This window comes from Parendozoicomonas sp. 2304DJ65-17 (assembly GCF_058148445.1).
The window spans coordinates 1-11,546 of record NZ_JBYVJV010000014.1 but is presented as its reverse complement, the minus strand read 5'-3'; the positions used below and the strand labels follow the sequence as shown (position 1 = coordinate 11,546).

Sequence of the window (11,546 nt, the reverse complement as noted above, 5' to 3'; positions counted from 1 at the left end):
CACATCTGTCACAGGTATTCTCAACACAATCCGGGACAGGTATCAAAATCATGACAATGAAAACTATCCGTCAGCATGAACACGGCAATATTGATCTTCTCAAGCTGGAAACCGTTGAAATACCCACCCCATCTACCGATCAGATACTGGTCAAAATGCACGCAGCAGGCGTGAATCCTGTAGACACCTATATTCGTGCCGGCACCAACGGCTATACCGCCCAGATGCCCCATACTCCGGGAATTGATGGAGCGGGTGTTGTCGAGGCTCTTGGTGATACCGGTCATCACCATTTCCAGATCGGTGACCGGGTTTACATCACCGGTAGCCTGACAGGCTCCAGCGCTGAATATGCGCTGTGTGAAACCTCTCAGGTTCATCCTCTACCAGACAACAGCAGCTTTATCGAAGGTGCCTGTGTTGGCATTCCCTGCGCTACAGCCTGGCGGGCACTGTTTCAGCGTGGGCAGGCCCAACCCGGAGAAATTTTACTGGTTCACGGTGCCAGCGGCGGTGTTGGCCTGGCAGCTGTACAGCTAGCCGTAGCTGCGGGTTTAACGGTTATTGGCACAGCCAGCACTGAATCCGGTCGACAACTTATTAAAGATCAGGGTGCCCATCTTGTACTGGATCATAATGATGACAGCCATATTGATGATCTGCTGGAGTGGACTCACGGTAAGGGGGTAAACATTGCCCTTGAAATGCTGGCCAATGTAAACCTTGGACATGATCTCAGCGCCCTTAGCCACGGTGGGCGAGTAGTAGTGATTGGCAGCAAAGGGACCGTCACAATAAATCCCAGAGATCTAATGAAGCGGGATGCCGATATCAGGGGAATGTCTCTGTTCAATACCAGCCCAGAGGACATGAAAGCAGTTCACTCAGCCCTTTATGCCGGGCTGGCCAGCGGTAGCCTGAAACCCTTAGTTGCCAGAACCTTTTCTCTGGTGGAACTGGGCGATGCGCATACGGCAGCCCTGAAACCCGGGGCAACGGGAAACATTGTGATAACCATCGATGCATAAACTGATACTCACAGGTCTTCTCTTCTTATGCTGTGGAACCATAATCTGGCTGATCACGCCTTATATGGTTTCCGGCATTGGTTTTCTGGCGGCCTGTTGCACCACATTCTCTTTTATCCCTCAGGTTCTGCACACACTCAGAACCCGTGATACCTCAGGTATTTCTTTAAGAATGTACCTGATGTTTGTGTTCGGGGTTATGTGCTGGCTGATCTACGGGGTCCATATAGAAGACACTCCTGTAGTACTGGCCAATGCCGTTACACTTGTGCTGGCTGGCATAGTGTTGGCTTTAAAGCTTCAGGAAAAGGAACCACCAGCGGTGGTGGAGAGTGAAGTAGAAACAGAGGTTATCCAAAAAGATCGAGCTGCCTAACTGTCTCTTTTGGCTTAAGGTCATGGAGCCGTACACCGGCTCCCAGCAAACGGACACTTTTCTGCCCTCTCTCCCAGGCTTTTTCCATCAGTCTTTTAAAGGCCAGTTCCTTGAAAGGTTCTTTATCACTCAGGGCACAGGGTTCTTCCATGGTGGTCTGAGTGAAGTCTCCGAACTTCACTTTCACAAACCGCTTGGTGATAGCGTATTCATCACGAATTTTTTCATAGCGCTCCGCCAGCTCCTCAAGCAATTCCGGAACCTTATCTAACACGGCAGAATCATCGAGAAGATCTTCATCGTAAGTGTGCTCGACGGAAAGGGACTTACGACGATGACTGGTTACAACCGGGCGATTATCGATCCCCCTGGATAACTGATAAAGCCGTTCGCCAAAAACTCCAAAACGTTTGCATAGTTCTGCCTGTTCCCAGTTTCGAATATCTGCACAGGTTTCAATACCCAGCTTGGCCAAGCGTTTCGACGTTGCCTTGCCCACCCCAAAGAGCTTTTTTACCGGCAGCCCGGCAACAAACTCATCGACTTCAGCCGGAGTTATAACTTTTAAACCATCAGGTTTGTTCCAGTCGCTGGCAACCTTGGCCAGAAATTTGTTGGAAGCCACTCCGGCAGAAACAGTAATGCCAATATCTTCTTTAACCCGCCTGCTGATTTCCTGCGCCATCAAAGTTGCACTACCACGACACATTCCGCTTTCGGTCACATCCAGAAAAGCCTCATCCAGAGAAAGCGGTTCAATAATATCGGTGTAGTCGGCAAAGATTTCATGGAGCTGACGTGACACCTGCCGGTAAAGATCAAAATGAGGTTTAAGAATATTTAGTGTGGGGCAAAGGCGAACAGCATACGCAGATGCCATAGCCGAACGCACACCGTAATCCCTCGCCTCATAATTACAGGTAGCAATCACACCCCGTCTTTCGGGCGATCCACCAACAGCTACGGGAGTTCCCTGCAACCGGGGATTTTCCCGTATTTCAACAGCCGCATAGAAGCAGTCACAATCCACATGAATAATTTTACGCTGTGGCTGGCTGCTCTTCTTATGGCCAGATGAAGATGACACGTTAGAGATTTCCTGCACGGTTTTCTGATGACGATTCCATTCTACCGATCTTCATGATCTCCCACATTTCCCGATTTTGAAACAGAGACCGGACGTTCCGGATTATTTATGCGTATTACTGTATTTGATACTCCTGTTGTCTGTCAGATTCTCAGTGGTCTTGCCTGGCTGCTGCTTAAACTGACTGGCTGGAAGGTTGAAGGACAGAAACCTGTAACCCGGCGCTTTGTGATGATTGGTGCTCCGCACACCAGCAACTGGGACTTCGCTATCTTTATGGGCGTCGCCCTGCAGATGCGCATGCCAATATTCTGGCTGGGGAAAAGCTCTCTGTTCAAAGGGCCAATGGGGCGCATTATGCGCTATCTCGGCGGCATTCCTGTGTACCGGGAGCGTAAAACCAACCTTGTTGGCCAAGCTGCGGCGGCTTTCTGCTGCCATAAGAACTTTGTTCTGGCACTGGCTCCTGAAGGCACCCGCTCCCACGTGACCGAATGGAAAACCGGTTTCTGGCATATTGCCGATGAAGCCAAGGTTCCGGTGATTCCTGCCTATGTGGACTTCTCCCGCAAGCTGGCCGGAATTGGCTCAGTTTATAAACTGACCGGAGATAAGCAGCAGGATATCGCCAATCTGCAGGCGTTTTACGCCCCCTTTAAAGGTAAAATCCCTCAGCAACAACCTTCTCTGGTCACAAATCTCAAGGCTGGCACCCACTAAGAACAGAAAAGGCTATAGTCGGAGAAGATCGCTTTTCAGGGAAGAGAAGTACCATGGATACCAGAGTTATCATTGCTGAAGACCACCCTCTATTCCGGGCTGCTCTGCAGACAGCCGTGAACCAGGCTCTGGATTCTTCTCCAGACGTGACCGAAGCCGACACAATTGACTCCCTTCAAGATGCTCTTGAGAACAAACAGAGTCCAGATCTGGTACTGCTGGACCTGAATATGCCAGGTGCCCATGGTTTCTCCGGCCTGCTCTATATCCGCGGTCAGCACCCCAAGGTGCCAGTGGTAGTGATTTCCGCCCAGGATGATGAAGTCGTTATCCGTAAAGCTCTTGGCTATGGCGCTGCCGGATTTATCCCGAAATCATCATCCATGTCAGTGATCAAAGAGGCTATCCAAGGCGTAATGAAGGGCGAGAACTGGATTCCTGACAACATCGACATGTCCAAAGATGTTGAGCTGGGCAAGAGCGATCTTGAAGAAAAGATTGCCACCCTGACACCTCAACAGTTCCGGGTTCTGGGCATGATTGGCGAAGGCATGCTGAACAAGCAGATTGCCTGGGAGCTCAATATTTCCGAAGCCACTATAAAGGCTCACGTAACAGCGATTTTCCGAAAGTTGGGGGTTCGCAACAGAACTCAGGCTGTGATTGCTTTGAAGCAGCTTGAACTGGATGAACCTAACGCCGATGAATCTGGTTCCGAATCCAGTCCTGAATAACTCCTACACCTCCTGAATATTGCTCAGCGAGTTGCCCTTGCCGCGCAGACCTTCCGTGTTATGATCCTGAGCTATAAAATAAGTACAGGCTCCGGTAATGTCTTCACGCCTAAGAACACTTCCCCTGCTTTTATCTTTACTTTTCTGTGCCGGACAAGCATCTGCCATTTGGGAATACAAAACCTTTAAGAGTGGCTCACTGCAACATCTTGTGGCTGTTTCTGATACTCAAAAGAATGGCCGGGAACTGGAAATATTCTGCAGTTCAGAAGACCCCCGCCTAACCCTCGCGCTCTATCTTCCAGGCCAGCGATACCGCAAACGGGAACAGATTGAGCTGAAGGTGCGGGTAGATCAGGAACGCATCTGGACACTTGTCGCGTCCAGACACGCCATGGCTATTACCTCACCAGATATTCCGAAAGAACTGATCACGGATCTCGCTTCCGGCAACAGAGTTCAGATCACCTTTCCACTTTCATCCAAAAAAACAGGCAGTGAAACCTTTCCCCTGAGCCGTTCGGCAAAAGCATTGGACCGTGTAGAAAAGAGCTGTCAGTCGGATTACTGATAAGCCTTATACAAATAGAAGCTTCCGCAGTTACCCACCTGCCCTTCTATGGAATCGGTTCCAGGAGGAAACTTCCATACATCCCAGGCTTTTAGTGGCGCAGGAGAACCTGTGTGCCGGGATGCACTAAACCATTCAAAATTGGTTTCCGGGTTGAACTGAATCCTGCCGGACATTGGCTCGAAGTTAATATATCCACCATAAAAACCATCTTGAGGCGGATAGCCAAATGTAGTGCGGGCTCTCAAGACATAACGGGCATCGTCATAGATATTGACATCCAGATTCATTCGCCCATGACCACAGCCAGTAAAATACCCTGTCCATCGGGTTCCCCTCATCCATTGAGGAACATCCTTCATTCCGGCCTCTGCCACTCCTGAAAACACCAGCATTAACATCGCTACTTTAACAGCGCGCATATTCATCACCATTTCAATAAAGTGGATAAAAAATAGCAGTGAAATTCAGTTAAAAAGTCGAGATATGTAGCTTTTTTGTATGAAGACGTTTTTTTATTAAACCGTGGAAACTATCTGAAACGACACGAGTCAAAGACTTCTTTTTCAGCTGATAACCGCCCTATCTTCCCATTATTTTGAAGGCGCATTCACAACCATAAACATCGGTACTGCTGACTATACTTCCCATCCCCGAAACCAGCCCCAATGGGTGATGATATGCCAGAGTACCCTACCTATCCGGTTGAGCCGGAAACGGCCAGCCAGGCCTGGGTTGATGATGCCCGCTACCGGGAAATGTATCAGCAATCTGTGGTCAATCCGGAAGGCTTCTGGCATGAGCATGGCAAACGTATCCACTGGTTCCATCCCTATTCAAAAGTGAAAGATGTCTCTTTTGATGATCACCGGGTTGATATCAACTGGTATCAGGATGGAACCACCAATGTTTCCTACAACTGCCTTGATCGTCACCTTGAAAGCAAAGGTGATCAGATTGCAATCTACTGGGAAGGTGATGATCCATCCGAGAGCAAACAGGTCACTTACCGTGAACTTCATGAACAAGTATGCCGTTTTGCCAACGCACTGAAATCCCAGGGCGTTCGACAAGGGGATGTTGTCGCTATTTATATGCCCATGGTTATAGAAGCCGCTGCTGCCATGTTGGCCTGCACCCGTATTGGCGCTGTTCACTCGGTTATTTTTGGCGGTTTTTCTCCAGAAGCCGTTGCCGGGCGCATTATCGACAGCGGTGCCCGGGTAATTATCACCGCAGATGAAGGTATCCGTGGTGGTAAGAAAATTCCCCTGAAAGCCAATGTGGACGAAGCCTTAACCCATACTGAAATCACTACTCTTGAGAAGGTCATTGTTTATCGCCGTACCGGTGCAGACATTGACTGGTATCGCCACCGGGATGTCTGGTGGCATGAACTGGAACCAGTTGCGTCACCTCACTGCGAAGCCCGGGAAATGAATGCCGAAGCCCCGCTGTTTATTCTCTATACCTCTGGCTCAACCGGCAAACCCAAAGGCGTTTTGCACACTACGGGCGGCTATCTGGTTTACGCCTCAATGACTCACCAATTTGTTTTTGATTACAAGGATGGCGACGTTTACTGGTGCAATGCAGATGTGGGCTGGATAACCGGGCACTCCTATGTGGTTTACGGACCACTGGCCAATGGCTCCACAATTGTGATGCACGAAGGATTGCCTAGCTACCCAGGCGTAAATCGGGTCAGTGAGATTGTTGATAAGTATCAGGTCAATATTCTCTATACAGCTCCTACCGCTATCCGTGCCCTGATGGCTCATGGAGACAGAGCTATAGATGGTACCCAGCGCAGCAGCTTAAAATTACTGGGCAGTGTTGGTGAACCCATCAATCCAGAAGCCTGGACCTGGTATCGCCAAACCATCGGCAACGACAATTGTCCGATTGTTGATACCTGGTGGCAGACAGAGACCGGCGGCATTATGATCACCCCCCTGCCCGGTGCAACAGTCCTGAAACCCGGTTCCGCGACCCGCCCTTTCTTTGGTATTCTTCCAGCCATTGTCGACAAACTTGGTCATATCCAGGAAGGAGCCTGTTCCGGCAATCTGGTGATGATTGATAGCTGGCCCGGTCAGGCCCGCACCATTTATGGTGACCACCAACGCTTTGTAGAAACCTACTTCAGCACCTTCCGCGGCATGTACTTTACTGGTGATGGCGCTCGCCGGGATGAAGATGGTTACTACTGGATTACCGGCCGAGTAGATGATGTTCTAAACGTTTCCGGTCATCGCATGGGCACTGCAGAAATTGAGAGCGCTATGGTTTCCCATCAACAGGTGGCGGAAGCCGCGGTGGTTGGGTATCCCCACGAAATCAAAGGCCAGGGTATTTATGTTTATGTCACGCTGAACCAAGGTGTGAATTATTCCGATGATCTGGCCAGCGATCTGCGTGACTGGGTACGGAAAGAGATTGGCCCTATTGCCACTCCGGATATTATTCAGAATGCTCCGGGGCTACCCAAAACCCGTTCAGGAAAAATCATGCGCCGCATTCTGCGAAAAATTGCGGCAGGGGAATTTGAAAACCTGGGAGATACATCAACTCTGGCCGACCCATCGGTGGTCAATAATCTGATCGACAACAGAGTGGATCTAAGTGCTTAAAGAGTGAGAAGAACTCTGGTTTTTCAGCTGCTCAAGCTGGGCTTGCACCTCTGCAAGTTCAGCTTTGAGCATACCCACCAACTCTTTGTCATGCTCCAGCTTTTCAATTCTAACCAAATACTGTTTGGCCGCTTGGAACATATCTTTAGCATCAGAGTAATTACCTTGTTTAATGAAGTGCTGGGTTTGTCGCCCGCTGTTAACCAGTGACCATGACTGCAGCGGTGCAACCAATTCCTCCAGCCGGGGAGCACCCTTCAGCTCTTCAATATCAGAATGGAGGAAATCCCATGCCCGATCAGCCGCTGCAAATAATGAAGAGCCTACAAAAGGGCCTGTCAACCGTGGCGTTTTTAATGCTTCCTGAGCATGGAAGCATTCCCTGTCTATCTGGGTAGCGGTCATCCTTTTCTCAAGATGCCTGACTTTACCTGCAAACGAATCAGTTACCGAGTCAGCCAACAGAACATCACGGGCACTTTCCGCATACTTCAGCCGTTTACTGATTTCTTCTCGCTCCGTAGCCTTTGATAATAAATCGATTTGATCGGAAAGAATTGTCAGGTAACAGGCATTGCGGCGCATAATAATTTCTGCGGTTTCCATATCGGTAAAATTATTATCTGGCGACCTTTGCATACGGTGGAGTTGATGCCCCAGAACAAAAGCATCGTTGCTAAGAGAACCGGCTCGTTTCTCATTGAGAACTTCCTGAAGCTCATTCCAGCGAACCCGACTCCGGGCCAGATCAACTCGCTCCCTGCGGTGGTGCATCGCTGCAGAAACAGGGCTTTTACCCGCACTCTCTCTCACCCAAAGCTCCAGATAAACTTTGGCTAACATGTGAATCAGGGCCTTTTCGGCCTCGCTGTAGTCACTGTCTTCTTCCAGATTCTCAAAATCATTCCAGGCTCTATCTGCAATAGACTCCAGATCATCTTGATCAATATTGGAAATATCCTTCAAAGAAGAGTCAGTCCCTGGCAGCCACTCAAATCCATCCTCTCCCCCACTCAGGTATTGGAGGAACAGCTTATCTTCGGGCGAGGACGGCATAACCTTACGCAGGTGAAGAGGGACAGCCTCATCAAATTCTGCAAAGGTGTTCTTTCTGCCACCGAGGGAAAAGTACCGGGTAACCTTTAACAACTTTTTAATCACCCGGCTGGAGAATATCGCCCGGGTTAATCGCTCAAAACCGGCTCTGAAATTCTCAACTCTTTGAGTCCCAAGAATCTTGTCAAGCACTTGCTGCTTCCTTGCACGCTTATCTACCGGAAAAGTATAGAGGTTTGATTCTGATGTGACTGAATTGAGAACCATTCACCGATCAAATAAACTAACCCAGCAGATAATCCGGAAGAAGTCCCTTGGCAATCAAACCCAAAACCCTCATTCTGAACTTGCTGATGGAAGCCGTAGAGCCGGTTTCTTCGCAGGTCATCATTCAAGTCAGCCGGTTATTTGATATCACCGAAAACAGCACACGGGTGACTCTGGCTCGTCTTCTGGCAGATAAAATGCTGGAAACCCCTTCCCGTGGTCATTACCAGTTAGGCCCTGCCGCCCGAAATCTTGCTGATGACCTGTCTCACTGGCGGGATATGGAAGAAAAAGTCTGCCCCTGGGATGGTCGGTGGATTGGTGTTTTTGTGGCCCATCTTGGCCGGGGAGATCGTTCTGCCTTTCGTCAGCGTATGAGAATTCTGCATCTCGCTGGCTTTGCTGAACTGGAACAGGGCTTGCTCGTTCGCCCAAATAATCTTGCAGGTGGTGTTAAAACACTGCGGGAACGTCTTGCGAAGATTGGTCTGGAGCCAGAAGCCAAACTCATGGTACTCACCGATCTTGATAAAGAAACCAGCCATAAAGTCATGTCTCTATGGGATTGCGAGCAGCTCTCCAGTCATTACCTGGAAGCCTGCAAAATTATGGAAGATTGGATGAGCCGGGCAAACAGTATGGATGCCCAGACAGCAGCAAAAGAGTCCTACCTTATTGGTGATGAAAGCCTGCGCTGCATTGCTTTCGATCCACTGCTGCCGGAAGAGATGGTCGACGTAGCGGCAAGGCACCGCTACGTTCAAACCATGGTTCGCTTTGATCAACTGGGCAAATCTATCTGGCAGAAGCTTTATAAGAACTATAAAACTGCCGCCTGAAGATTAAATCTCAAACACCCGCTGAGCATTACCCGAAAGGAACAACTGCCTAACCTCTTCATCCAGCTCGAGAGTATCTAAATCCCGCAGGCACTTCTCGGGAGTGATCATTGGGTAGTTGGTTCCGAACATCACCTTCTTTCGTCCATGGCCTTTCATAAAGGCCACAAGTTCTGGTGGGAAACGGTTGGCAGAGTAAGCCGAAGTGTCGATATAAACATTCTCATGCTTGGTGGCAACGGCAATCATTTCTGTTGTCCATGGATAACCAATATGCCCGCCCACAATTTTCAGCTCAGGAAAATCCAGAGCCACTTCATCAATATATGGAATTGGACGCCCAGGCTCTGAAGGACAGAGCGGTCCGGTATGGCCAACCTGCAGGCAAACTGGAATACCAAGATTCACACACTCTGCAAACAGCGGATAATAATGACGATCTGTCGGTGGCAGGTTCCACAGCCACTGCACAATACGCAGAGCTTTAAATCCGTGATCATTTACCCAGTGTCGTAAGTCCCTCACAGCTTCCATTGGCTTATATAGGTTTGCAGAAGCAACTCCCACAAAACGATCGGGAAACTTGTTTACAATTTCGGCGACTTCTTCATTGGTAATCAGCGCACCCTGTGGGCCATGCCAGGCACAGGCCATAGCTTTAGTGACCCCCGCCTGATTCATTGCAGCAATCGTCCACTCCGGAGGAATCGGTTGCTCGAATTTTTCTATTTTGTTCCAGCGCCGCAACGACGCGAACATATCATGATTAGCAAAACCCGGATTGGGGTGCTGCATCCACGCATCAATAATAACTTCTGACATTACCTTTCCCCCTTTTACATCTTATGCCGTACGCGAAGAAACCAGTTTTAAAACATCCCAGTACCCCGGTGGCTTCGGTACAGCCTTTTTTTCCTGCAAAAGTTTATGCAACCGCGGCAGTTGCCAGTAAGGCACAGAAACCAGTGCATGGTGTTCTATATGGTGATTCACGTGATAAGGCGCAACCAGCGCTCTGGCAATCCAGCCAGCTCGCGTTGAACGAGTGTTTTTCAACATATCCGGCACCTGTTCAGTCATGGCATGTTCAGCCATAGACCGAACACGCATAAACAGCGGGTAAGGAATCAGGTACGCCACTATCCAGGCCAGATAAAGCTCGGGGTGGCCAAGGACAGCCACCAAAGTAAACAGAATCACATTACACAGCAGCGTTGGCCAGATTTCCAAAAAAAACTGAGAGAGATAATCAACGGGCTTCCTGTCATTTTTCGCTAAACGCTCAACATCTGCTGCAACAGTCCACTTCAACACGCCAGCATGCATTAAAAACAAACCATAGGTATTTTTAATGCCGGTAATACCAAGAATATCTCTGGTAAATTTTCTTCTCAGGGATTTGTGTGTGATGGGAAAGTTACGAACCAACGAGTAATCAATATCTTCCTGTGAACCGGTTTTGGTGTGATGTTGCGCGTGATGTTTCCGGTATTTATCGAGATGAAGCATGATGGGGTAACCGCATAGCCAGCTAGTCACCAAATCATTCAAACGGGCATTTTTAAATAAGGAACGGTGGGAGGCTTCATGCATCAAGATAGCCAACCCCAGCTGTCGACCGCCGATAATGGCCAGTGCTGCCACAACTACAGGAATGGCTATCCATAACGCTTGCCCCTGCGCCCAGACGAGTGCTGTCATCGCCGCAAAAATCACCGCCCAACAGGAGAGAACGGCTCTCCAGCCCATGAAATCAGAGCGAGTCTGCAAACCGTTGACGGTTTCTTCACCCAGAAGCTCAGTCAGCTGCTTACGTGCATTCTGCCTTTGCAGTCCCTCTTCGAACGGATTTTGAGGATCTTTATTGTTATTCATATTCAGTTATCCCATACAATCGCCACAAACATTACACTTATAGCGCAAATAGAACAACACTGTAATATGAAGATTTTATAAAGAAGCTACATCATTCACCAAAACGCAGATAATGGCATTCGCTCTGAAATTAATTCAAAGGTAAGTAACAAGCTTTTCTCGATTTGAAGAGCTGGCGGTATCAGCCAAAAAGTGAAGAGATAGAAGAAAGAAAAATTTATTTCAGAAACAGGAAAACCTGCAACAAGCAGGATATAAGACAACATAAGAAATAAAATAAGGAAGTTGGTAGCGGGGGCCAGATTTGAACTGACGACCTTCGGGTTATGAGCCCGACGAGCTACCAGGCTGCTCCACCCC

At 48.9% G+C, this 11,546-nt stretch carries 12 protein-coding genes; 7 read left to right on the top strand and 5 right to left on the bottom strand.

Going from position 1 to position 11,546, the window contains the following annotated elements:
• Nucleotides 1-50 precede the first annotated feature (50 nt).
• Both ACY2RR_RS23000 and ACY2RR_RS22995 read left to right on the top strand, forming a co-directional pair.
• Complete coding sequence (locus ACY2RR_RS23000) at nt 51-1,028, top strand: NADPH:quinone reductase (RefSeq protein WP_490110543.1); 978 nt, start codon at nt 51-53, stop codon at nt 1,026-1,028.
• Nucleotides 1,021-1,404 carry a SemiSWEET transporter gene (locus tag ACY2RR_RS22995; RefSeq protein ID WP_490110542.1) on the top strand — a complete coding sequence of 128 codons (384 nt, stop codon included), beginning with the start codon at nt 1,021-1,023 and terminating at the stop codon, nt 1,402-1,404. The genes ACY2RR_RS23000 and ACY2RR_RS22995 overlap by 8 nt, the downstream gene beginning before the upstream one ends.
• Here ACY2RR_RS22995 and dinB read toward each other — a convergent pair.
• Nucleotides 1,379-2,491 (bottom strand): DNA polymerase IV, encoded by a 1,113-nt coding sequence (gene dinB, locus ACY2RR_RS22990; protein WP_490110541.1) that lies wholly within the window; start codon nt 2,489-2,491, stop codon nt 1,379-1,381. The two genes, ACY2RR_RS22995 and dinB, sit on opposite strands and share 26 nt — an antisense overlap.
• A gap of 108 nt (nt 2,492-2,599) precedes the next feature.
• On the opposite strand from dinB, the gene ACY2RR_RS22985 reads away from it, so the two are divergent.
• The 3 genes from ACY2RR_RS22985 to ACY2RR_RS22975 all read left to right on the top strand — a co-directional run bounded on the left by ACY2RR_RS22985 (nt 2,600) and on the right by ACY2RR_RS22975 (nt 4,516).
• Nucleotides 2,600-3,211, top strand: coding sequence for a lysophospholipid acyltransferase family protein (locus ACY2RR_RS22985; RefSeq protein WP_490110540.1), 612 nt, complete (start codon nt 2,600-2,602; stop codon nt 3,209-3,211).
• Between the two features lie 53 nt (nt 3,212-3,264).
• The gene (locus ACY2RR_RS22980; protein WP_490110539.1) at nt 3,265-3,945 is read left to right on the top strand and encodes a response regulator; all 681 of its coding nucleotides are present in this window, start codon (nt 3,265-3,267) and stop codon (nt 3,943-3,945) included.
• A gap of 97 nt (nt 3,946-4,042) precedes the next feature.
• On the top strand, nt 4,043-4,516 hold the full coding sequence (locus ACY2RR_RS22975; protein ID WP_490110538.1) for a YfjT/YkfB family phage-associated protein: 474 nt from the start codon (nt 4,043-4,045) through the stop codon (nt 4,514-4,516).
• On the opposite strand, the gene ACY2RR_RS22970 is transcribed toward ACY2RR_RS22975, so the two are convergent.
• Complete coding sequence (locus ACY2RR_RS22970) at nt 4,510-4,938, bottom strand: hypothetical protein (protein WP_490110537.1); 429 nt, start codon at nt 4,936-4,938, stop codon at nt 4,510-4,512. The two genes, ACY2RR_RS22975 and ACY2RR_RS22970, sit on opposite strands and share 7 nt — an antisense overlap.
• A 258-nt stretch (nt 4,939-5,196) precedes the next feature.
• On the opposite strand from ACY2RR_RS22970, the gene acs reads away from it, so the two are divergent.
• Nucleotides 5,197-7,149, top strand: coding sequence for an acetate--CoA ligase (gene acs / locus ACY2RR_RS22965; protein ID WP_490110536.1), 1,953 nt, complete (start codon nt 5,197-5,199; stop codon nt 7,147-7,149).
• Here the strand turns inward: acs and ACY2RR_RS22960 are convergent.
• Entirely contained in the window at nt 7,138-8,397 is a 1,260-nt protein-coding gene (locus ACY2RR_RS22960; RefSeq protein WP_490110535.1) for a hypothetical protein, read from the bottom strand. The genes acs and ACY2RR_RS22960 overlap by 12 nt on opposite strands.
• Nucleotides 8,398-8,519: 122 nt before the next feature.
• On the opposite strand from ACY2RR_RS22960, the gene ACY2RR_RS22955 reads away from it, so the two are divergent.
• Nucleotides 8,520-9,311, top strand: a complete 792-nt coding sequence (locus ACY2RR_RS22955; protein WP_490110534.1) for a PaaX family transcriptional regulator — start codon at nt 8,520-8,522, stop codon at nt 9,309-9,311.
• A gap of 3 nt (nt 9,312-9,314) precedes the next feature.
• Here ACY2RR_RS22955 and ACY2RR_RS22950 read toward each other — a convergent pair whose 3' ends face one another.
• Complete coding sequence (locus tag ACY2RR_RS22950) at nt 9,315-10,133, bottom strand: amidohydrolase family protein (RefSeq protein ID WP_490110533.1); 819 nt, start codon at nt 10,131-10,133, stop codon at nt 9,315-9,317.
• Between the two features lie 21 nt (nt 10,134-10,154).
• On the bottom strand, nt 10,155-11,186 hold the full coding sequence (locus tag ACY2RR_RS22945; RefSeq protein WP_490110532.1) for a fatty acid desaturase family protein: 1,032 nt from the start codon (nt 11,184-11,186) through the stop codon (nt 10,155-10,157).
• Nucleotides 11,187-11,546 lie beyond the last annotated feature (360 nt).